Origin of the sequence: Geobacillus sp. CAMR5420, assembly GCF_000691465.1 — a bacterium.
GTDB classification, from domain to species: Bacteria; Bacillota; Bacilli; order Bacillales; family Anoxybacillaceae; genus Geobacillus; species Geobacillus thermoleovorans.
This window is the reverse complement of sequence record NZ_JHUS01000050.1, coordinates 20,961-41,324: the sequence shown is the minus strand read 5'-3', so window position 1 is coordinate 41,324 and position 20,364 is coordinate 20,961. Positions and strand designations below refer to the sequence as shown.

Genomic DNA, 20,364 nt, shown 5'->3' with positions numbered 1-20,364 from the left:
GTCCAGCAATTGAGCTATCATTAGAATGTCCTAGTTTTCCATATGTGTTATACATACAATCGTCCGGTGCGGACTTGATTTTGCATAGAGGGGGGAAGACGATGAGCGACAACAAACATCGTGTAACGAGACGTCAGTTTTTAAACTACACGCTGACCGGCGTCGGCGGTTTTATGGCGGCAGGGATGCTGATGCCGATGCTCCGTTTTGCTTTCGATCCGATCTTGAAGGATGAAGCAGGGACGGAGATGGTCGCGGTAGCAGACGTCAAAGAGATTACGACCGAACCGAAGCGCTTCGACTTTAAAGTGAAGGTGAAAGACGCTTGGTATGAGTCGGAAGAGCCGAAGTCAGCTTGGGTGTACAAGGATGAAAAAGGGGAGATCATCGCCCTTTCGCCGATCTGCAAACACCTTGGCTGTACGGTCGACTGGAACACGGACAAAGAGCATCCGAACCAGTTTTTCTGCCCATGCCACTATGGGCGCTATGAGAAGGACGGCACGAACGTTCCGGGGACGCCGCCGCAAGCTCCGCTTGACCGTTACGAGTACAAAGTGAAAGACGGCAAGCTGTATTTAGGCAAGGCGAAACCAAGAAAGGAGGCGTAATGCGTGTTAAACAAGCTGTATGACTGGGTCGATGAACGCTTAGATATTACGCCTTTATGGCGGGATATCGCCGATCACGAAGTTCCGGAGCACGTCAACCCCGCCCATCACTTTTCCGCCTTTGTCTATTGTTTCGGCGGGCTGACGTTTTTTGTCACGGTCATTCAAATTTTGTCAGGCATGTTTTTGACGATGTACTACGTCCCGGATATTAAAAACGCGTGGGAATCGGTGTATTACTTGCAAAACGAAGTGGCGTTCGGCCAAATTGTGCGCGGCATGCACCACTGGGGGGCGAGCCTTGTCATCGTCATGATGTTTTTACATACGCTGCGCGTCTTTTTCCAAGGGGCTTATAAAAAGCCGCGCGAAATGAACTGGATCGTCGGCGTATTGATCTTTATGGTGATGATGGGTCTTGGCTTCACCGGCTACTTGTTGCCGTGGGATATGAAAGCGCTGTTTGCGACGAAAGTTGGTTTGCAAATCGCGGAAGCGACGCCACTCATTGGCCCGGCCATTAAGACGCTGTTAGCTGGGGACCCAGAAATTGTCGGCGCGCAAACGTTGACGCGCTTCTTTGCCATTCACGTCTTCTTCTTGCCGGCCGCTTTACTCGGCTTAATGGCAGCGCACTTTTTAATGATTCGCAGACAAGGCATTTCCGGTCCGCTATGATCGGTCGGCCCGCGTTTAGAGGTGATAGAAAAAAGGAGGGAACCACGCAATGCATCGCGGAAAAGGAATGAAATTCGTCGGCGATTCCCGTGTTCCCGCGGTGAGAAAACCGAATATTCCAAAGGACTATTCGGAATATCCCGGGAAAACGGAAGTGTTTTGGCCGAACTTCCTGCTTAAGGAATGGTTGGTCGGATCGGTCTTTCTCGTCGGTTTCTTATGCTTGACGGTCGCCCATCCGTCGCCGCTTGAGCGGATCGCCGACCCGACGGACACGACGTACGTGCCGCTGCCTGACTGGTATTTCTTGTTCTTATACCAATTGCTCAAATATTCGTATGCGTCTGGTCCGTATACGGTCGTCGGCGCGATCATCATCCCAGGGTTGGCGTTCGGCGCGCTCTTATTGGCGCCGTTTTTGGACCGCGGCCCAGAGCGCCGTCCTTGGAAGCGTCCGGTCGCGACCGGGATGATGCTGTTGGCGCTTGCGGCGATGATTTATTTGACATGGGAAGCGGTCGTCACACACGACTGGAAAAAAGCGGCTGAACAAGGGAAAATTCGGGCGGAAGTGAAAATTGACACGAACGCGGAAGGCTATAAAATCGCCCAAGCGAACACATGTACATCGTGCCACGGACAAAACTTGTCCGGCGGCGCTGGTCCGTCGCTCATCGGCACCGGCTTGAAACCGGAAGAAATCGCGAAAATCGCGAGAGAAGGGAAAGGCAACATGCCGCCCGGCGTCTTTAAGGGCACGGATGAAGAGTTGAAAAAACTGTCCGAATTCATCGCCGGACTGAAAGCGGAATAATCGTTTCGACACGAAAAAGCTGACTCGCGTTAGTCAGCTTTTTTCGTGCCAACATGAAACCGAGGCGAGGTGCAGATGATGGCATGGCTTTATGCGCTGTTGGCTTCCCGGCCGGTTGTTTGGCTGCTCTTGTTCGTCAACGCGGCCGGCACCATCTATGGATATTATTGGTATCGTTATCAACTTGCCGATACGCCGCCCGTCTTTTTGCCGTTTGTTCCCGACAGTCCGACGGCGAGCCTTTTTTTTCTTGTCGTCCTTGTGGCATGGCTTTTCGGCAGGTCGGCGCCGCTTTTTGAAGCGTTGGCTTTGGTGACGCTTGTTAAGTATGGAATTTGGGCGGTCGTTATGAATGTGCTCGTTTGGCGCGTCACCGGCACGCTCGATTGGGCCGGCTGGATGCTCATCGTTTCGCACGGGGCGATGGCGATCGAAGGAATGCTGTACGCCCGGTTTTATCGATTCCGCTTCCTTCACCTTATGCTGGCGGCCGTGTGGACGCTGCATAACGATGTCATCGACTACGTTTTTGGCATGATGCCGCGCTATAGTGTGCTGGCTGACTACGCCAACGAAATCGGCTATTTTACGTTTTGGTTGAGCATCGCATCGATTGCCGCTGCGTACCAGCTTGGCGTCCGCCTCCGGCGCCAGCCGCTTCTGCCGGGCGGCATGTCTTTCCGGCAGGCATCAGAGTAGAGCGTTGAACACAAGGAGGAACGTTGGGCGGCAGCTTTCTATATAGATGCAACGAAGAAGTTTAACATATCCTTGACGGAAAAGCGGTTTGTCCATTTTCGACTGTCGAAGGCAAGCCACAGGCTTGCCTCCGTCACGCCAAGGCGTGACGGAAGACCGAACAACCGCCTGCCCCACAGACCCATATATGGGTCTGGAAGCGGCGTTGTTCGGTCCCCCGACAGTCGATCAAATACTCGGTAAAAGCTGCAAATGGTAAAGCTTCGAATTGCATCTATATAGCAGTTGCCTGGTCTACTCTTGTCCACTCCTTCATACATTGTACTAGTGGATGAGGGAGGGACGATGATGAAGCGAATCGGGCTAGCCATGTTGTTGTCGCTCGCCTTTTTATGGCCAGCGCCCATTGGCGCGGCTGGACAAACAAACGGTTGGGAGCAGTTGGACGATATTTCCGACGAGGCGCTGCAATTGGCGAAAAACGGTCGTTTTGCCGAAGCAAAAGAAGTGCTCCGCTATTTTTCCGAGCGGTTTTTCGCCCTTGGGGCAAAAGAACGGTTGAAATCGGCCGATGAATTGCGGGCGGTGACCGTGACGCACGAGCAGGCAGTCAAGGCGATGACGGCGCCGATCTCCGCGGAAGACAAAGTGGCGGCGATCACCCAGTTTCGCCTTGTTGTTGACGCCATCCATTCGACATACCAGCCGCTTTGGACGGAGATGGAGCCGGCTGTCATGGAGGCGTTTGCCGCGGTCGAAAAGGCGGCACAACAAGGCGAGCAGAAAGCGTATGCCGCTGCCCTCCGCCAGTTGCTTGACCGCTATACATTGATCGAGCCGAGTGTGAAAATCGACGTGCCGCCGGATATCGCGACAAAGGTCGATGACGATCTTGAGGCGTTGCAGGCCGCCGCGTTTTGGCAACGCGGCGAAGACGAGCAGCGTGAGCAACTCGCCGATGCGCGTCAAGATCTTGAAGCGCTGTTTGCCGGGGTGAAAAAGGACGAAGCTGATCCGTCGCTGATTTGGGTGATGATTTCCACTGGCGGAGTGATCGTGTTGACGCTGACGTACGTTGGCTGGCGGAAGTACAAAGGAGAAAAGGAAGAGAAGCGGGCGCGGCAGCCGGAAGACTAAGCACCGGCGCTTTTTGCGAGGGGGAAACATTTCCCCCTCTTTTTTGTTTTCCCGTCGCTTTGTGCAAGCACCGCCCCGGCACTTTCAAGCGGCGCTTGCCGGGCTTGTCCCGGTTGGGCTTTCGCGCCAGCGGCTTTTCATGGTTCCAGCGGCCGCTTTTGTTCATCGAGCGTAAACCCTTCGCCGAGCACATCATGCACATCGGTGACGGCGACGAACGCATGCGGATCAACGGATATAATGACACTTTTTAAGCGCGGCAGTTCGTTTTTGGCGACGACGCAATACAAGACGTCGCGGTCGCGCTTCGTATATGAGCCGCGCCCTTTCAGCACGGTGACGCCGCGCTCCATCTCTGTCAAGATCCGGTTGGCGATCTCTTCGCTTTTTTCTGAGATGATGGTCGCCCCTTTTGCCGCATAGCCGCCTTCCTGCAGAAAATCAATGACCCGGGCGGCGATAAAGACGGCGACCAACGTATACATCGCCTCGCGGTATGACAGGTAAAGAAGAAGCGACAACGTGATGACGGTGGCGTCAAAGGCAAACATCGTTTTGCCCATGCTGATGCCTTTATATTTATGGACGAGGCGGGCGATAATATCGACGCCTCCGGTTGTGCCGCCGTAGCGGAAAATAATGCCGAGGCCGACGCCGATAAAGACGCCGGCAAACAAGGCGGCGAGCGTCATGTCATGTCGAAGCGGCATATGAATCATGTAGCGTTGAAAGATGGACAAAAAGACGGAAACGGCGACCGTGCCGATGACGGTATAGAGAAACGTCTGGCGGCCGAGCAGCTTCCAGCCGATGAAAAAGAGCGGAATGTTGAGCGCCAAGTTGGTGATCGCTGGATCCAGTCCGAACAAAAAATAAAGAAGAAGCGTAATGCCGGTAAACCCGCCTTCCGCCAAATTGTTTTGCATGTTGAAATGAACGAGCCCGAAGGCGAAAATAGCGGCGCCAAGCAAAATAAACAGGCAGTTTTTGATCTTTAGTCCAAAAATCATACCGTCCCTCCGTCCGCAAAAATAGTCGGCGCCCTTAATTATAGAGGAACTTGTCCATATAGGCAATGACGAGCGAAAACGGGCGGATTGACAGCGGGCGAAAACATTTGTCAAATGCGCCGCTTTTCGCTAACATGAAAACAGACGAGGTGACAAGCCATGCAGGAGAAAACGATGAAACAAATGCAACAGGAAGTGGATGACTATATCAGTCAATTCAAAGAAGGCTATTTCAGCCCGCTCGCCATGCTGGCGCGGCTGACGGAAGAGCTCGGCGAGCTGGCGCGCGAGGTGAACCATTACTACGGGGAAAAACCGAAAAAGGCGACCGAACAAGAAAAAACGGTGGAAGAAGAGCTGGGCGATTTGCTGTTTGTGCTCATTTGCTTCGCCAATTCGCTCGGCATTGATTTGCAGGCGGCGCACGACCGGGTGATGGACAAGTTTCGCACCCGCGACCGCGACCGCTGGACGCGGAAGGAGGAAGGATCATGACGATTCGCATTGTCATCGCGGGGCCGCGCGGCCGCATGGGCCGAGAAGCGGTTGCGCTCGTGCAGCAAACCGATCACTTTGAACTGGCTGCGGTCATCGACCGCCGTTACGATGGACAAAATTTAGCGGAGATCGACCGATTTTCCGGCGTCAACGCCCCGATTTACACCGATGCGGCCCGCTGTTTTGCGGAGGTGAAGCCGGATGTATTGATCGATTTGACAACGCCGGAAGCCGGAAAGCGGCACACCGAGCTGGCGCTGCGTTACGGCGTTCGTCCGGTCGTCGGCACGACTGGATTTACGCCGGAAGATATCGAGCGGCTCACCAAGCTGGCGGAAGAGAAAGAAATCGGCGCCATCATCGCGCCGAACTTTGCCGTCGGAGCGGTGTTGATGATGAAATTCGCCCGCATGGCGGCCAAATATTTCACTGATGTGGAAATCATTGAATTGCACCATGATCAAAAGCTTGACGCACCGTCCGGAACGGCATTGAAGACGGCGCAGCTCATTGCCGAAGTGCGACCGTCGAAAAAGCAAGGCCACCCGAACGAAAAGGAAACGCTTGCTGGCGCGCGCGGCGCCGCTTACGACGGCATCCCGATCCACAGCGTCCGTCTGCCGGGCTTTGTCGCTCATCAAGAAGTGATTTTCGGCGGCAACGGCCAGACGTTGACGATCCGCCACGATTCGTTCGACCGCCGCTCGTTTATGTCCGGGGTGAAGCTGGCAGTGGAAACGGTGATGCATTTACATACGCTTGTCTATGGGCTGGAGCATATTTTGGAATAGTGTGCAAACTGCGCAAACGGGGGAGAATGGAATGAAAATCGCGTTAATTGCCCATGACCAAAAAAAGGCAGAGATGGTCGCATTTGCGACCGCCTATGCGCCTGTGCTTGCAAACCATGAATTGTACGCCACCGGCACGACCGGCTTGCGCATCCAGGAGGCGACCGGTCTTCCCGTTCATCGCTTCCAATCGGGGCCGTACGGAGGCGACCAAGAAATCGGGGCGATGATCGCCCGCAATGAAATGGATCTGGTCATTTTTTTCCGCGATCCGCTCACCGCCCAGCCGCATGAGCCGGACATCAGCGCATTGATGCGGCTTTGCGACGTCTATGCCGTGCCGTTGGCGACGAACATCGGCACGGCCGAGCTGCTCATCCGCGCGTTGGAGCGCGGCGATTTGGCATGGCGCAGCATTGTGCGCGGCCGAACAAAAGGCGGGGAGGAATCGAAAACAGAAAGGTGACAGCGATGATGGAAACGTGTGACTTGTTGGCGTTCGGCGCCCATCCGGATGATGTCGAAATCGGCATGGGAGGGACGATCGCCAAATACGTACGCCGTGGGTACCGTATTGTCATTTGCGACTTGACGCAAGCCGAGCTGTCGTCCAACGGCACGGTCGACGAGCGGCAGAGAGAGGCGGCCGAGGCGGCCCGCCGGCTCGGTGTATCCGAGCGGTTCAATCTTGGGCTGCCTGACCGCGGCCTTTATGTCGAGGAAGAGGCGATCCGCCAGATCACAGCGGTCATCCGCCGCTGCCGGCCGCGCCTTGTATTCGCCCCCTATTGGGAAGATCGACATCCGGATCACGGGCGATGCGCCCGCCTTGTCGAGGAAGCGGTCTTTTCCGCCGGCATCCGCCGCTATGGCGCCGGAGAGCTTGGCGATGCGCACCACGTTCGGGCGGTGTATTATTATATGATCAATGCCTTTTGCCGCCCGCATTTTCTCATCGATATTAGCGAAACGATCGATGACAAGCTGGACAGCCTGCGCGCGTACGAAAGCCAGTTTCAAAAACGGCTTGGCTCGGTTGACACCCCGCTGACCAACGGCTACATCGAGATGATTGAAAGCCGCGAGCGCTGGTTCGGTCAACAAATCGGCGCGGCGTATGCGGAAGGGTTTTTGACGAAAACGCCGATTCATCTTTCCAATTTGTTTGAGGAGGAGCGATGAAGCTGAAAATCGGGATTGTTTGCTATCCGACGGTCGGGGGCTCCGGAGTGGTCGCCACTGAGCTTGGCAAGCTGCTGGCGGAGCGGGGGCATGAGATTCACTTTATCTCATCGAGCATGCCGTTTCGTTTGAATAAAGTGTACGGCAACATTTATTATCATGAAGTCAGTGTCAACCAATATTCCGTCTTTCAATACCCGCCGTACGATTTGGCATTGGCAAGCAAAATTGCTGAGGTGGCAAAGCGGGAACGGCTCGATGTGCTTCATGCCCATTACGCCGTTCCTCATGCCGTCTGTGCGGTGTTGGCGCGGCAAATGGTCGGCGAGCTGCCGATCATCACGACGCTGCACGGCACGGATATCACCGTGTTAGGCTATGATCCGTCGCTTTCCGATATGATCAAATTTGGCATCGAGCAGTCGGATATCGTTACGGCGGTGTCTGACGCCCTTGCCCGGCAGACGTATGAACTGCTCGATGTGCAAGCGACGATCCATACCGTCTACAATTTTGTCGATGAACGCGTCTACCGTCGCCGGGAAGCGGGCCATTTACGGCGCGAGTACGGCATTCGCGACGATGAACGAGTTGTGATCCATGTCTCGAATTTCCGGAAAGTGAAGCGTGTGCCTGATGTAGTGCGAGCGTTTGCCATCGTGCGCCGGCACGTGCCAGCCAAGCTCTTGCTTGTCGGCGACGGTCCGGAAATGACCGTCGTCTGCCGGCTTGTGAAAGAGCTTGGGCTGCAAGATGATGTCCGCTTTTTAGGAAAACAGGATAAACTCGAAGAGCTGTATTCGATCAGTGATGTGATGATGCTTTTGTCGGAAAAAGAAAGCTTCGGGCTCGTATTGCTTGAAGCGATGGCGTGCGGCGTTCCGTGCATCGGCACGGCCATCGGCGGGATTCCGGAAGTGATTGAGGATGGGAAAACCGGGTTTTTATGCCCGCTTGGCGATGTCAAAGAGGCGGCAAGACAGGCGATGGCGCTGTTGACAGACTGCCGGTTGCACGCTGAGATGGCAAGACAGGCGGTGCAAACGGTCGAGCGCAAGTTCCGCTCGGCCGACATCGTCGGCCAGTATGAACAGCTGTACGCTTCGCTTGCGGCAAGGAAGGTGAAACGATGAAACCGCCGTTTGAACAGGCGCTCGGCATTATCCGACAATTGAAGCGGCATGGCTATGAGGCGTATTTTGTCGGCGGCGCGGTGCGCGACTTGTTGATCGGGCGTGCGATCGGCGACGTCGATATCGCGACAAGCGCTCTGCCGGAAGAAGTGATGCGCTTGTTTCCGAAAACGATCGACGTCGGTTCGAAACACGGCACGGTCGTCGTCGTGCATGAAGGAACGGCGTACGAAGTGACGACATTCCGCACGGACGGCGATTATGAAGACCATCGCCGTCCGGAGTCGGTGACGTTCGTTCGTTCGCTTGAGGAAGACTTAAAGCGGCGCGATTTCACGATGAACGCCATCGCCATGGATGAACGCGGAACGATCATTGATCCGTTTGGCGGACAAGAGGCGATCGAGCGGCGGCTCATTTGCACGGTCGGGGCGGCGGACGAACGGTTTCGCGAAGATGCGCTCCGCATGATGCGGGCTGTTCGCTTCGTCAGCCAACTTGGATTTGCCCTTGCTGAGGACACGAAGCGGGCGATCGTCCAAAACGCACCGCTTATGGCCCACATTTCTGTCGAACGGATGACCATGGAAATGGAAAAACTGCTCGCCGGTCCGTTCGTTGCCGAAGCGCTGCCGCTGTTGGCCGATACCGGGCTGTTCGCTTATTTGCCTGGGCTGGCCGAAAAAGAGCAGCTGCTGCGCTCGGCCGCCGCCTTTCGCTGGCCGTGGCTTACAAAGCGCGAAGAGCGCTGGGCGCTTCTTTGCCGCGCGCTTGATGTCAAAGACATTCGTCCGTTTTTGCGCGCCTGGAAGCTTCCCAACAAAGTAATCGATGAAGCTGGCGCCATTTTGGCGGCGCTCGATGATGTCCCTAGGCCGGAGGCGTGGACGAACGAACAGTTGTTTTTGGCCGGCCTCGAGCGAGCGCTATCGGTTGAAGCGGTGCGCGCCGCGCTTTGCGGCGCGCCGTCTGAACCTCATCATGAGGAGCTCCGCCGCCGCTTTGCGGCGCTGCCGATCAAAACGAAAGGGGAGCTTGCCGTCAACGGGAAAGACGTCATTCGCTGGGCTGGAAAACCGGCCGGTCCGTGGGTGAAAGAGACGCTGGATGCCATCTGGCGGGCGGTCGTCAGCAGCGAAGTCGAAAATGAGAAGGAGCGGATTTACGCATGGCTCATGGAGCGCAATCGGACACACGAAAAAAACTGTTAGAGTTGTTTGCCGAAGCGAACGGCGAGTTTTTGTCCGGGCAAAAAATCAGCGAACAGCTCGGCTGTTCGCGGGCGGCGGTATGGAAGCATATCGAGGAGCTGCGCAAAGAAGGATTTGAACTCGAAGCAGTGCGCCGCCTTGGCTACCGGATTATCAGCACGCCGGATAAAGTGACGGCCAACGAAATCCAGCTCGGCTTAAAAACGGAAAAACTTGGCCACACGATCCACTTTTTTGACGAAGTCGATTCGACGCAGCGCATTGCGGCAAGGCTCGCGTATGAAGGGGCGCCGGAAGGAACGCTCGTCGTCGCGGAAGAGCAAAAGGCTGGGCGCGGGCGTTTGGATCGGAAATGGTTTTCCCCAAAAGGGACGGGCATTTGGATGAGCCTCATTTTGCGGCCGGCCATCCCGCCGCAGCGGGCGCCGCAGCTGACACTGCTTGCCGCGGTGGCCGTCAGCCAGGCGATTCAGGAAGTGACCGGGCTTGTCCCAGACATTAAATGGCCGAATGACATTTTGCTTGACGGCAGAAAGTGCGTCGGCATTTTAACGGAGCTGCAAGCCGACCCTGACCGCGTCCATTCGGTCATCATCGGCATCGGCATCAACGTCAACCAAACGATCGAGCAGTTTCCGGAGGATATCCGGGCCATCGCGACATCGCTGGCCATTGAAAAGGGCGGGCCCGTAAAGCGCGCCCCGCTCATTCAAGAAATTTTGTTCCGGCTTGAGCGGCTGTATGAGCAATATTTGGCGCATGGCTTCCGTCCGATTAAGCTTCTTTGGGAAGGGTACGCCGTTTCGATCGGCAAGCCGGTGACAGCGAGAACGCTGAACGGCGTGATTCGCGGCATCGCCCGCGGCATCACTGACGACGGGCTGCTCATCCTTGAAGATGAGCAAAAGAACATCCATTACATCCATTCTGCCGATATTCAGTTCTAATTTGCCACTAGAAAAATTGTAACAATTTTGTTAAAATACAAAGCGAGGAAAAGGGCAGTATCTTTCGCAAGAAGAACTGCACCGAGGCCGACAGCACGAATAGGTGAAGGAAATGATCTGCCTTGATCCTTTTTTGAAGGACTAGGACAGAGGGATGAACGAAACCGACGGCGGTTTTATGGCGTCCTTCTTTCTCAAGGCGGGAAAGAAGGACGTTTTGTTTCGGGCGGTTCATCTCCTCTGCAGTCAAAGAGGAGGGAACGAAAATGAAAGCGAAAACCGATTTTTTCCACATGAAGCAGGCGGGCGAGCCGATCGTGATGGTGACCGCCTACGATTTTCCGTCCGCGAAGCTTGCCGAGCAAGCCGGCGTCGACATGATTTTGGTCGGCGATTCGCTCGGCATGGTTGTGCTCGGGTATGATTCAACGATCCCGGTGACGGTCGATGATATGATCCACCATACGAAGGCGGTTCGCCGCGGTGCGCCGAACACGTTTATTGTCACCGATATGCCGTTTATGTCGTACCATGCGTCCAAAGAAGAGGCGCTGCAAAACGCCCGCCGCATCATGCAAGAGTCAGGGGCGAACGCCGTTAAAGTCGAAGGGGCGGATGAAGTCGTCGACATGATTGCCGCGCTGACGAAAGCCGGCGTGCCGGTCGTTGCCCATCTCGGGTTGACGCCGCAATCGGTCGGCGTTCTTGGCGGCTATAAAGTGCAAGGCAAAGATGCCGAAAGTGCGAAAAAGCTGCTCGATGATGCGAAACAATGCGAGCAGGCGGGAGCGATCGCCCTTGTCTTAGAGTGTGTTCCGAAGCAGCTCGGGGCGGCCATGGCCCGGGAACTCACCATTCCCGTCATCGGCATCGGCGCTGGGGCGGAAGTCGACGGTCAAGTGCTCGTGTATCACGATTTGCTTGGCTACGGTGTCACCCGCGTGCCGAAGTTTGTGAAACAATACGCGTCCATCCAAGAGACGATCGTCGAGGCGTTAGCCAACTACGTCGCTGATGTCAAACTGCGCCAGTTCCCGGAGCCGGCGCACACGTTTACGATGAAGGAAGAAGAATGGGTGGCGCTTTACGGAGGAAAGCAAGGATGATCGTGATGGATCAGATTGCAGCGATGCAGGCGCTCATGCGCCAATATCGCCGTGAAGGAAAGACGATCGGGTTCGTTCCGACGATGGGCTATTTGCATGAAGGGCATACCTCCCTCATCGATCGGGCGCGCGCGGAAAACGACATCGTCGTCCTAAGCGTTTTCGTCAACCCGCTTCAGTTCGGACCGAACGAAGACTTTGCCCGCTATCCGCGCGATTTCGAGCGCGACCGGCGCATCGCCGAACAGCATGGAGTCGACGTCTTGTTCCATCCGGAAGCGGACGAGATGTATCCGGAGCCGCTTACCGTACGAGCGATCGTTCAAGCGCGCGCCGACGTGCTGTGCGGACGGTCGCGCCCCGGCCATTTTGACGGCGTGGCGACGGTGCTCATGAAGCTGTTCAACATTGTTATGCCCGACCGCGCGTACTTTGGGATGAAAGATGCCCAACAGGTGGCGGTCGTCGACGGCTTGATCCGCGATCTCAATTTTCCGATCGAGCTCGTGCCGGTGCCGACGGTCCGCGAGGCGGACGGGCTGGCGAAAAGCTCGCGCAACGTCTATTTGTCGCCGCAAGAACGGAGTGAGGCGCCGGCGCTGTATGCAGCGCTTCAAGCGGCCGCTTCCGCCGTCGAACGAGGAGAGCGGAGCGCAGCGGCCATCCGCCGGATGGTTAGAGAGCATATTGAAGCGCATACGCACGCTGAGATCGATTATGTCGAAGTATGTTCATATCCGGATTTGACGCCGCTTGAGACGCTCGCCGGGACAGTGCTGATCGCTGTCGCCGTCCGATTTGCGAGCGCCCGGTTGATCGACAATATCATGATTGAGTTGCCCAAAACCGGCGAACAAGGGGATGGAAAGGGGGAGCAAGCATGTTTCGCACGCTCATGAACGCCAAAATTCACCGCGCTCGTGTAACAGAGGCCAATCTCGATTACGTCGGCAGCATTACGATCGATGAAGATATTTTGGATGCCGTCGGCATTGTGGCTAATGAAAAAGTACAGGTAGTTAACAATAATAATGGAGCCCGTTTTGAAACATACGTCATCCCCGGCGAGCGCGGCAGCGGCGTCTTTTGCCTAAACGGCGCCGCCGCCCGCCTCGTGCAAAAAGGGGACGTTATTATCGTCATCTCGTATGTGCTTGTTCCGGAGGAAAAAATCGCCGTGCATCGGCCGAAAATCGCCATTATGGACGAAAACAACCGGATCGTGCAGCTCATTGCCGAAGAGCCGGCACATACGGTTTTATAATGAGGGCAAAAAGGGGCTTTCCGCCCCTTTTCGTTTTGAGGTGATCGTTTATGGCAACGCGCTTTGTCATCATTGACTTGGAGACAACCGGAAATGGGCCGAAAAAAGGCGACCGGATCATCCAGCTCGGCATGGCGGTCGTCGAAGATGGCCTGATTGTCGAGCGGTTTGCCAGCTTTTTTAACCCGGAACAGCCCATTCCGCTGTTCATTCAGCAGCTGACGAACATCAACGAACAGATGGTCGAAGGGGCACCGCTGTTTGCTGACAGGGCGGGCGAGATCGCCGCCTTGATGCACGGTGCTTACTTTGTCGCCCATAACGTCGACTTTGATTTGCCGTTTTTGCAGGCCGAGCTTGAACGGGCTGGCTGGCCGCCGTTTGCCGGTCCGACGATCGATACGGTCGAGCTCGCCCGCATCGTGCTGCCGACTGCCGAAAGCTATAAGCTCGGCGATTTGGCGAGGCAGCTCGGCCTCCACCACGATCGTCCGCATCAAGCGGACAGCGATGCGGAAGTGACCGCCAAGCTGTTCATCGCCTTGCTTGAGCGGTTGCGCCGCCTGCCGCTGATGACGCTCGAGCAACTGCGCCGTCTCGCTCGCCATTTAAAAAGCGATATTTACTTGCTTCTTGACGCAGTCATCGCCGAAAAACAAGATGAGCGGCCGACAGATTGGGCCGCCGCATACCGCGGCATCGCGCTGAAAAAACCAGCGCCGGAGTTAGAGAAGAAGGAGCGGCGTCCCGCTTTGGCTTCGTTTTCCGCTTTTTATCGGCAAAAACAGCCTCTTCCGCTTCCTGGCTACAAGCATCGCGCACAACAGTGGGAAATGATGCAGCTTGTTTACGAGGCGCTGTCGACGTCCCAGCACGCGCTCATTGAAGCAGGGACCGGGCTTGGCAAATCGCTCGCTTACCTCATTCCCGCTGCCTTTTTCGCCTATGAGCGGCAAGAGCGGGTCGTCATCAGCACGCATACCCTCCAGCTGCAGGAGCAGCTCATTCGCCGCGATTGGCCGGTATTGCGGCAAATCGCGCCGTTTCCGCTCCGCGTTGCCGTTTTGAAAGGAAAGCAAAATTACTTATCCCTTGACAAGTTCGCTTCGTTTTTGTCGGAGCCGTCTGACACGTACGATGCGGCGCTCTTGAAATGCCAGGTGCTCGTTTGGCTGCTTGAGACCGACAGCGGCGACTTGGACGAATTGAATGTGTCATCCGGCGCCCGTCTCCTATTGTCCGCGCTTGCCATCGGCGAAGAGGAAGACGGCGGGCGGCATCATTTTTTCGCCCGGGCGAAAGAGCGCGCCGAACAGGCGGATATCGTCATTACGAACCATGCGCTTTTGCTTCATGATTTGACCGGCCCGGCGCCGCTTTTGCCGCCGTTTCGCCATCTGATCATCGATGAGGCGCATCGGCTTGAAGATGCCGCCGCCCGGTGTTTTGGCGAGCAGATTGGCTATGTGTCGTTTCGCCTGCTGACCGCCAAAATCGCGCAGACGATCGCGAAATGGGTAGAAGCAGAACAGGACGCACCGAATGGGGCTCTTGTCCGTTGCCAGCAGCGCCTTGAGGAGCTGCAGTTTGAAGGGGACGAGCTGTTCCGCCTGTTGCGCCGCTATGCGTTGGACAAAAAGCCAGCTCGCGCTGGACGTTGCCGCTATCGCTTTTCGCCGACGGACGAACAGAGCCGGGCGTGGCAGGCGGCGGTGGAGTTATGCTGGCGCCTGCGCGATTTGGCGGCGGCGCTATCCGCTGAAGCGAAGCCGCTTCTATCCGCTGATACGAGTGGCGATTTCCCACCATCCGCCTTGCTGTCGGCTGATTTGGCGGCTCTCAACCGGCAAATGGCTGCGCTCGTGCGTTTGCTGACCGAAAAGGAGCCGGGTGTCGTCCGGTGGATCGAAGCGGACGAAAAAGGGGCGGCGAACGCTGTCCGCCTTTACTCGCAGCCGGTTGACCTTGCTAACTTTTTCGCCGATCAACTGTTTATGAAAAAACGGAGCGTCGTTTTGACGTCGGCGACGCTCACTGTCCGCGGCCGGTTCACGTATATGGCGGCGCGTCTCGGTCTTGAGGATTTTTATCCACTTTGCCGCTCGTTTCCGTCGCCGTTTCGTTACGAGGAGCAGGCCGCGCTCTTCGTGCCGGCGGACATGCCGCTCGTTTCTGCCGTGCCGCTTGAAGATTACGCCGAAGCGGTCGCCGCTTCGGTGCTTGCGATCGCCCGACGCCTCGAACGGCGGGTGCTTGTGTTGTTCCCTTCGTATGAACTGTTGAAACTGACGGTTGATGCGTTGAAGACGGAGGAAGAAGGCGAGCCGTTTGTTTTGATCGCTCAAGGGGTGCAAAGCGGCAGTCCGGCAAAGCTCTTGCGGACGTTTTTGCAGTTTGAGCATGCGGTGTTGTTTGGGACGAGCAGCTTTTGGGAAGGGGTCGATCTGCCAGGTTCAGCGCTCGATGTGCTTGTCATCGCCCGCTTGCCGTTTGCGCCCCCGGACGATCCCGTGATGGAGGCAAAAAGCGAGCGCATTCGCCTAGAAGGCGGCGATCCGTTTTCCGAGCTGGCGCTTCCTGAGGCGGTGCTTCGTTTTAAGCAAGGGTTTGGGCGCCTCATTCGCACTGAAGACGACAAAGGAGCCGTATTTGTGCTGGATCGGCGGCTGATGGCTTCCCCGTACGGCGCGGATTTTCTCGCTTCCTTGCCGCCGCTTTCGATGCATGAAGGCGCGCTTTCTGAGCTGCTCGACAAGGCGGAAACTTGGCTTTCTTAAAGCGCGCTTTATGTTTCATAAAGATGGACGAAACGGCGCAATCTAAAGGTGTCAGGCGGCAAAAAACCCCGCATGAAGCGGGGGCAAAGAAGCAAATTGGCGTTGACGGTGTAGGCGGGCAAATTTGTTATGAAATGATCGGACAAACCTGCTATAATAGGGAAGAAGCACAACTGCGATGACAGTTTGCGCCTTGCCGTTTGGATTTGTCGGCTTGGCCGCAGAGGTGCGAAGAAGCACGCCTTTGATGTCACCTTCGCTGTATTTGTATTGTTGCCGGAGCCGCCGGCGTGTATAAGTAACAAAATTTGCGCCGCACAGGAGGAAACGACGAAAATGGAAAGCAAAATCGAAGTGCTCGCTACCGTCAAAGTTCAGCACTCCGACGACTTGTACAAAATTGTCGACTGCTTGAACCGAACGCTAAAGCGCGACAATTTGATGTTTGGCCTTGCCTTGGATGAAAACGACAAGCGCCAGGCCATCTTTACGATTTATCGGACGTGATCACGATGAAAAAGTGGGGTTGGTTCACTCTGCTTTTTTTTGGATTCCTCATTTGGCAGGCATGGTCGATTTATGACGAGGCGATGGCGCCCAAACGGCTGATGGTGGAACATGCGTTGGCGCGGGCGAAGGAAGCCGCCGGGCTTGCTGATGTGAAGAAAGTCTATACATATTATGGCGACGAAGCGTGCACCGTATTCATCGGAAGAACAAAACAAGGGAAAGCGGTCGTCGTTTGGGTGCCTGAAAAAGAGGAGAATGTCGTCGTCAAGGGCGTGGACAGCGGCATCAGCGAGGCGGAAGCGCGCGCCATTTTGCAACGCGACCGCCGACCGCGGCGCATCATCGACGCGACGCTTGGCATGGAAAAAGGCGTGCCTCTTTGGGAGTTGACATATATTGATGCGGAAGGAAGGTATTCGTTTTATTACCTTCACTTTGCGGATGGGGCCTTCCTGAAGAGGTACAGTTTTCAACAGTGAGGACGTGAGGGGGAAGAAGCGATGAAACTGGCAAAACGGGTGGCGTCGCTGACGCCATCGGCGACATTGGCCATTACGGCGAAAGCAAAGGAACTGAAAGCGGCCGGATACGACGTGATCGGCCTTGGGGCCGGCGAACCGGATTTCAACACGCCCCAGCACATTATCGCGGCGGCCATCAAGGCGATGAATGAAGGGCATACGAAATATACGCCATCAGGCGGGCTGCCGGCGCTGAAAGAGGAAATCATCAAAAAGTTTGCCCGCGATCAAGGGCTTTCGTACGAGCCGGCGGAAATCATCGTCTGTGTCGGGGCGAAGCATGCGCTTTATACGCTCTTTCAAGTGCTGCTTGATGAAGGCGATGAGGTCATCATTCCGACGCCGTATTGGGTGAGCTACCCGGAACAAGTGAAGCTGGCTGGCGGCGTTCCGGTTTACGTTGAAGGGCTGGAAGAAAACGACTTTAAAATGACGCCGGATCAGCTGAAACAGGCGATTACCCCGAAGACGAAGGCGGTGATTATCAACTCCCCGAGCAATCCGACCGGCATGATTTATACGGCCGAGGAGCTGAAAGCGCTCGGGGAAGTATGCTTGGCGCATGGCGTGTTGATCGTTTCGGACGAAATTTATGAAAAATTGATTTACGGCGGGGCGAAACATGTGTCGATCGCCGAACTGTCGCCGGAGCTGAAGGAGCAGACGATCATCATCAACGGCGTATCGAAATCGCACTCGATGACAGGGTGGCGCATCGGCTACGCGGCTGGACCGAAAGACATCATTCAAGCGATGACCGATTTAGCAAGCCATAGCACATCGAATCCGACATCGATCGCTCAATATGCGGCCATTGCCGCCTACAGCGGGCCGCAGGAGCCGGTCGAACAAATGCGCCAAGCGTTTGAAAAGCGGCTTGACATCATTTATAACAAGCTTGTGCAAATTCCAGGCTTCACCTGCATCAAACCGCAAGGAGCGTTTTATTTGTTCCCGAACGCCCGAAAGGCGGCGGATATGGCCGGATGCCGCACGGTCGACGAGTTCGTCGCCGCCTTGTTGGAGGAAGCGAAAGTCGCGCTCGTGCCTGGTTCTGGGTTTGGGGCGCCGGATTACGTCCGCTTGTCGTACGCGACCTCGCTTGAGGCGCTCGAGACAGCGATCGAACGCATCCGCCGGTTTATGGAGGCGCGGGCCTAAGGCGCTTTGCGCCAAGGTGTCAGAGTGGAAAGAAAAAGGGCGGCTTTGTTTGGCGCAAAGCCGCTTTTTCCGCGTCGGTCTGTCGGCTGGCTCCGGGCGGCTGCGCCGAAGGGCGATTGGTGGGGGCAGCATCGTTTTGCGCTGCTTTGGCTGGTCGTTGCCGTGACGCCGACGGAACGGTATAATAGCGAATGATGGACGTGTCGATTATTGGAGGGAATCAGTGCGTGAAAACGACGACGATTGCGGAAGTGAATCAATACGTAGGACAACAAGTGACGATCGGCGCTTGGCTGGCGAACAAGCGCTCAAGCGGGAAAATCGTCTTTTTGCAGCTGCGCGACGGCACTGGCTTTATTCAAGGCGTCGTCGAAAAGGCGAACGTCTCGGAAGAGGTGTTTCAACGCGCAAAAACATTGACGCAAGAAACGTCGCTCTATGTGACGGGCACGGTGCGCATCGACGAGCGCTCCCCATTTGGCTACGAGCTGTCGGTTGCCGATTTGCAAGTCATTCAAGAAGCAGTTGACTATCCGATTACGCCGAAAGAGCATGGCGTCGAATTTTTGATGGACCATCGCCACCTTTGGCTTCGGTCGCGGCGCCAGCACGCGATCATGAAAATTCGCAACGAAATTATCCGGGCGACGTATGAGTTTTTCAACGACCGCGGGTTTGTGAAAGTCGACGCCCCGATTTTGACTGGCAGCGCACCGGAAGGAACGACCGAACTGTTTCATACGAAATATTTTGATGAGGATGCCTATTTGTCGCAAAGCGGCCAGCTCTACATGGAAGCGGCGGCGATGGCGCTCGGCAAAGTGTTCTCATTCGGCCCGACGTTCCGCGCCGAAAAATCGAAAACACGCCGCCATTTGATCGAGTTTTGGATGGTGGAGCCGGAAATGGCGTTTTATGAGTTTGAAGACAATTTGCGGTTGCAAGAAGAGTACGTCTCCTACCTTGTGCAGTCGGTGCTCGAGCGCTGCCGGCTTGAACTCGGGCGGCTCGGGCGCGACGTGTCGAAGCTTGAGCTGGTCAAACCGCCGTTTCCGCGCCTAACGTATGATGAGGCGATCAAGCTGCTTCATGAAAAAGGATTGACCGACATCGAGTGGGGCGATGACTTCGGTGCGCCGCATGAGACGGCCATCGCCGAAAGTTTTGACAAACCGGTGTTCATCACCCACTATCCGACCTCTTTGAAGCCGTTTTATATGCAGCCGGACCCGAACCGCCCCGACGTTGTGCTATGCGCCGATTTGATTGCGCCGGAAGGATACGGGGAAATCATTGGCGGCTCGGAACGGATTCACGATTATGAGCTGCTCAAGCGCCGCCTTGAAGAGCACCATTTGCCGCTTGAAGCGTATGAATGGTATTTGGATTTGCGCAAATACGGTTCTGTGCCGCATTCAGGGTTCGGGCTCGGCTTGGAGCGCACTGTCGCTTGGATTTGCGGCGTCGAACATGTGCGCGAGACGATTCCGTTCCCGCGGCTGCTCAACCGGCTTTATCCGTAAAAAACCCCCTGCAAAAAGGGGGTTTTTTCGCCGCCGTCATGTTATACTATAGTTGAGGTGCATCGGCATGGAAAAGAAAAAGGTGGCCGAATGGCTGGCGCAAGGAAGCATCGCCGTCCCGAAGCTGCTGCTTGGCCACTACAAGCAGCTTGGGTTGGGCGAGGGGGAGCTCGTCTTGCTTTTGCATATGCAGTCGTTTTTCGAAGAAGGCGTCTTGTTTCCGACGCCGGCCGAGCTGGCCGAAAGAATGACGGTCTCGGCAGCGGAATGCATGGAGATGGTGCGTCGGCTCTTGCAAAAAGGGATGATCGCGATTGAAGAGCATACGGATGAACAAGGCATTCGCAACGAAAAATATACGCTTGAACCGCTTTGGGAGAAGCTCGTGCATCATTTGTACACCCAAGCCGCTCAACAGGGGGAACTCGGCCGGCAGGAGGAAGAGGAGAGCTTATACACCGTTTTTGAGCAGGAGTTTGGCCGCCCGCTCTCCCCGTTCGAGTGTGAAACGCTTGCGATGTGGATCGATCAAGACGGCCATGAGCCGGCCATCATTAAAGCGGCGCTGCGCGAAGCGGTGCTGTCGGGGAAGTTGAATTTCCGCTACATCGATCGCATCTTGTTTGAATGGAAAAAGAACGGCATTCGCACGATTGAACAGGCGCACGACTACGGCAAAAAGTTTCGCAAGCCGTCCTCCCGTTCGGCGAAACAGACGGCGGGAGAATTTAAACAGACGATCCCGTTTTTCAATTGGCTCGACTCGTAACGAGAGGCGCTGTCTCTCGTTT

The 20,364-nt window shown here is 55.8% G+C and carries 23 protein-coding genes; 22 read left to right on the top strand and 1 reads right to left on the bottom strand.

Annotated features, from left to right (window positions below; all coding sequences use genetic code 11):
- Positions 1 to 101: 101 nt before the first annotated feature.
- The 5 genes from DI44_RS06030 to ypjB all read left to right on the top strand — a co-directional run bounded on the left by DI44_RS06030 (position 102) and on the right by ypjB (position 3,939).
- On the top strand, positions 102 to 611 hold the full coding sequence (locus tag DI44_RS06030) for a ubiquinol-cytochrome c reductase iron-sulfur subunit (protein WP_013144909.1): 510 nt from the start codon (positions 102 to 104) through the stop codon (positions 609 to 611).
- Between the two features lie 3 nt (positions 612 to 614).
- The gene (gene qcrB / locus DI44_RS06035) at positions 615 to 1,289 is read left to right on the top strand and encodes a menaquinol-cytochrome c reductase cytochrome b subunit (protein WP_011231676.1); all 675 of its coding nucleotides are present in this window, start codon (positions 615 to 617) and stop codon (positions 1,287 to 1,289) included.
- Positions 1,290 to 1,338: 49 nt separating this feature from the next.
- Positions 1,339 to 2,103: a menaquinol-cytochrome c reductase cytochrome b/c subunit gene (locus tag DI44_RS06040; RefSeq protein ID WP_011231675.1), complete on the top strand. Its 765-nt coding sequence runs from the start codon at positions 1,339 to 1,341 to the stop codon at positions 2,101 to 2,103.
- A gap of 78 nt (positions 2,104 to 2,181) precedes the next feature.
- A complete protein-coding gene (locus DI44_RS06045) occupies positions 2,182 to 2,802 on the top strand; it encodes a DUF1405 domain-containing protein (RefSeq protein WP_013144910.1) in 621 nt (206 codons plus the stop codon).
- A 348-nt stretch (positions 2,803 to 3,150) separates the two neighbouring features.
- On the top strand, positions 3,151 to 3,939 hold the full coding sequence (gene ypjB / locus DI44_RS06050) for a sporulation protein YpjB (protein WP_013524124.1): 789 nt from the start codon (positions 3,151 to 3,153) through the stop codon (positions 3,937 to 3,939).
- A 137-nt stretch (positions 3,940 to 4,076) separates the two neighbouring features.
- Here ypjB and DI44_RS06055 read toward each other — a convergent pair whose 3' ends face one another.
- Complete coding sequence (locus DI44_RS06055; protein WP_011231672.1) at positions 4,077 to 4,949, bottom strand: YitT family protein; 873 nt, start codon at positions 4,947 to 4,949, stop codon at positions 4,077 to 4,079.
- Positions 4,950 to 5,108: 159 nt separating this feature from the next.
- Between DI44_RS06055 and DI44_RS06060 the strand changes: the two genes are divergently transcribed.
- The 17 genes from DI44_RS06060 (at position 5,109) to DI44_RS06135 (ending at position 20,342) form a co-directional block, all read left to right on the top strand.
- Positions 5,109 to 5,444: a nucleotide pyrophosphohydrolase gene (locus DI44_RS06060; RefSeq protein ID WP_011231671.1), complete on the top strand. Its 336-nt coding sequence runs from the start codon at positions 5,109 to 5,111 to the stop codon at positions 5,442 to 5,444.
- On the top strand, positions 5,441 to 6,238 hold the full coding sequence (gene dapB, locus DI44_RS06065; RefSeq protein ID WP_014196195.1) for a 4-hydroxy-tetrahydrodipicolinate reductase: 798 nt from the start codon (positions 5,441 to 5,443) through the stop codon (positions 6,236 to 6,238). The genes DI44_RS06060 and dapB overlap by 4 nt, the downstream gene beginning before the upstream one ends.
- 31 nt (positions 6,239 to 6,269) lie before the next feature.
- Complete coding sequence (locus DI44_RS06070; protein ID WP_013144914.1) at positions 6,270 to 6,704, top strand: methylglyoxal synthase; 435 nt, start codon at positions 6,270 to 6,272, stop codon at positions 6,702 to 6,704.
- Positions 6,705 to 6,709: 5 nt separating this feature from the next.
- Entirely contained in the window at positions 6,710 to 7,420 is a 711-nt protein-coding gene (bshB1, locus tag DI44_RS06075) for a bacillithiol biosynthesis deacetylase BshB1 (protein WP_033025739.1), read from the top strand.
- Positions 7,417 to 8,553: an N-acetyl-alpha-D-glucosaminyl L-malate synthase BshA gene (gene bshA / locus DI44_RS06080; protein WP_011231667.1), complete on the top strand. Its 1,137-nt coding sequence runs from the start codon at positions 7,417 to 7,419 to the stop codon at positions 8,551 to 8,553. Before bshB1 ends, bshA begins: the two co-directional genes overlap by 4 nt.
- The gene (locus DI44_RS06085; RefSeq protein ID WP_014196193.1) at positions 8,550 to 9,764 is read left to right on the top strand and encodes a CCA tRNA nucleotidyltransferase; all 1,215 of its coding nucleotides are present in this window, start codon (positions 8,550 to 8,552) and stop codon (positions 9,762 to 9,764) included. The genes bshA and DI44_RS06085 overlap by 4 nt, the downstream gene beginning before the upstream one ends.
- Positions 9,722 to 10,711, top strand: a complete 990-nt coding sequence (locus DI44_RS06090; protein WP_014196192.1) for a bifunctional biotin--[acetyl-CoA-carboxylase] synthetase/biotin operon repressor — start codon at positions 9,722 to 9,724, stop codon at positions 10,709 to 10,711. The genes DI44_RS06085 and DI44_RS06090 overlap by 43 nt, the downstream gene beginning before the upstream one ends.
- A gap of 266 nt (positions 10,712 to 10,977) precedes the next feature.
- Positions 10,978 to 11,817, top strand: a complete 840-nt coding sequence (gene panB / locus DI44_RS06100; RefSeq protein ID WP_011231664.1) for a 3-methyl-2-oxobutanoate hydroxymethyltransferase — start codon at positions 10,978 to 10,980, stop codon at positions 11,815 to 11,817.
- Positions 11,814 to 12,716 (top strand): pantoate--beta-alanine ligase, encoded by a 903-nt coding sequence (panC, locus tag DI44_RS06105; protein ID WP_011231663.1) that lies wholly within the window; start codon positions 11,814 to 11,816, stop codon positions 12,714 to 12,716. Before panB ends, panC begins: the two co-directional genes overlap by 4 nt.
- Entirely contained in the window at positions 12,698 to 13,081 is a 384-nt protein-coding gene (gene panD / locus DI44_RS06110) for an aspartate 1-decarboxylase (RefSeq protein WP_033025737.1), read from the top strand. The genes panC and panD overlap by 19 nt, the downstream gene beginning before the upstream one ends.
- A 50-nt stretch (positions 13,082 to 13,131) precedes the next feature.
- Complete coding sequence (gene dinG / locus DI44_RS06115) at positions 13,132 to 15,858, top strand: ATP-dependent DNA helicase DinG (protein WP_033025736.1); 2,727 nt, start codon at positions 13,132 to 13,134, stop codon at positions 15,856 to 15,858.
- Positions 15,859 to 16,194: 336 nt separating this feature from the next.
- Positions 16,195 to 16,365 (top strand): YpmA family protein, encoded by a 171-nt coding sequence (locus DI44_RS18160; RefSeq protein WP_011231659.1) that lies wholly within the window; start codon positions 16,195 to 16,197, stop codon positions 16,363 to 16,365.
- Positions 16,366 to 16,370: 5 nt separating this feature from the next.
- Positions 16,371 to 16,847: a DUF5590 domain-containing protein gene (locus DI44_RS06120; RefSeq protein ID WP_013144922.1), complete on the top strand. Its 477-nt coding sequence runs from the start codon at positions 16,371 to 16,373 to the stop codon at positions 16,845 to 16,847.
- 21 nt (positions 16,848 to 16,868) lie between these two features.
- Positions 16,869 to 18,050, top strand: a complete 1,182-nt coding sequence (locus tag DI44_RS06125) for a pyridoxal phosphate-dependent aminotransferase (RefSeq protein WP_033025735.1) — start codon at positions 16,869 to 16,871, stop codon at positions 18,048 to 18,050.
- 24 nt (positions 18,051 to 18,074) lie between these two features.
- Positions 18,075 to 18,245 carry a hypothetical protein gene (locus DI44_RS19005; protein ID WP_021322200.1) on the top strand — a complete coding sequence of 57 codons (171 nt, stop codon included), beginning with the start codon at positions 18,075 to 18,077 and terminating at the stop codon, positions 18,243 to 18,245.
- Between the two features lie 32 nt (positions 18,246 to 18,277).
- Positions 18,278 to 19,573, top strand: coding sequence for an asparagine--tRNA ligase (gene asnS / locus DI44_RS06130; protein WP_011231656.1), 1,296 nt, complete (start codon positions 18,278 to 18,280; stop codon positions 19,571 to 19,573).
- 67 nt (positions 19,574 to 19,640) lie between these two features.
- Positions 19,641 to 20,342 (top strand): DnaD domain-containing protein, encoded by a 702-nt coding sequence (locus DI44_RS06135; RefSeq protein WP_020278329.1) that lies wholly within the window; start codon positions 19,641 to 19,643, stop codon positions 20,340 to 20,342.
- Positions 20,343 to 20,364: the final 22 nt, after the last annotated feature.

What these genes read in the sequence shown, in the direction of transcription:
- DI44_RS18160 (WP_011231659.1), top strand. Translation starts at nt 16,195, where the DNA reads ATGGAAAGCAAAATCGAAGTGCTCGCTACCGTCAAAGTTCAGCACTCC.
- DI44_RS06070 (WP_013144914.1), top strand. Translation starts at nt 6,270, where the DNA reads ATGAAAATCGCGTTAATTGCCCATGACCAAAAAAAGGCAGAGATGGTC.
- dinG (WP_033025736.1), top strand. Translation starts at nt 13,132, where the DNA reads ATGGCAACGCGCTTTGTCATCATTGACTTGGAGACAACCGGAAATGGG.
- panD (WP_033025737.1), top strand. Translation starts at nt 12,698, where the DNA reads ATGTTTCGCACGCTCATGAACGCCAAAATTCACCGCGCTCGTGTAACA.
- DI44_RS06060 (WP_011231671.1), top strand. Translation starts at nt 5,109, where the DNA reads ATGCAGGAGAAAACGATGAAACAAATGCAACAGGAAGTGGATGACTAT.
- bshA (WP_011231667.1), top strand. Translation starts at nt 7,417, where the DNA reads ATGAAGCTGAAAATCGGGATTGTTTGCTATCCGACGGTCGGGGGCTCC.
- DI44_RS06120 (WP_013144922.1), top strand. Translation starts at nt 16,371, where the DNA reads ATGAAAAAGTGGGGTTGGTTCACTCTGCTTTTTTTTGGATTCCTCATT.
- DI44_RS06125 (WP_033025735.1), top strand. Translation starts at nt 16,869, where the DNA reads ATGAAACTGGCAAAACGGGTGGCGTCGCTGACGCCATCGGCGACATTG.
- bshB1 (WP_033025739.1), top strand. Translation starts at nt 6,710, where the DNA reads ATGATGGAAACGTGTGACTTGTTGGCGTTCGGCGCCCATCCGGATGAT.
- DI44_RS06085 (WP_014196193.1), top strand. Translation starts at nt 8,550, where the DNA reads ATGAAACCGCCGTTTGAACAGGCGCTCGGCATTATCCGACAATTGAAG.
- DI44_RS06135 (WP_020278329.1), top strand. Translation starts at nt 19,641, where the DNA reads ATGGAAAAGAAAAAGGTGGCCGAATGGCTGGCGCAAGGAAGCATCGCC.
- DI44_RS06055 (WP_011231672.1), bottom strand. Translation starts at nt 4,949, where the DNA reads ATGATTTTTGGACTAAAGATCAAAAACTGCCTGTTTATTTTGCTTGGC.
- DI44_RS06090 (WP_014196192.1), top strand. Translation starts at nt 9,722, where the DNA reads ATGGCTCATGGAGCGCAATCGGACACACGAAAAAAACTGTTAGAGTTG.
- panC (WP_011231663.1), top strand. Translation starts at nt 11,814, where the DNA reads ATGATCGTGATGGATCAGATTGCAGCGATGCAGGCGCTCATGCGCCAA.
- DI44_RS06030 (WP_013144909.1), top strand. Translation starts at nt 102, where the DNA reads ATGAGCGACAACAAACATCGTGTAACGAGACGTCAGTTTTTAAACTAC.
- DI44_RS06040 (WP_011231675.1), top strand. Translation starts at nt 1,339, where the DNA reads ATGCATCGCGGAAAAGGAATGAAATTCGTCGGCGATTCCCGTGTTCCC.
- ypjB (WP_013524124.1), top strand. Translation starts at nt 3,151, where the DNA reads ATGAAGCGAATCGGGCTAGCCATGTTGTTGTCGCTCGCCTTTTTATGG.
- panB (WP_011231664.1), top strand. Translation starts at nt 10,978, where the DNA reads ATGAAAGCGAAAACCGATTTTTTCCACATGAAGCAGGCGGGCGAGCCG.
- dapB (WP_014196195.1), top strand. Translation starts at nt 5,441, where the DNA reads ATGACGATTCGCATTGTCATCGCGGGGCCGCGCGGCCGCATGGGCCGA.
- DI44_RS06045 (WP_013144910.1), top strand. Translation starts at nt 2,182, where the DNA reads ATGGCATGGCTTTATGCGCTGTTGGCTTCCCGGCCGGTTGTTTGGCTG.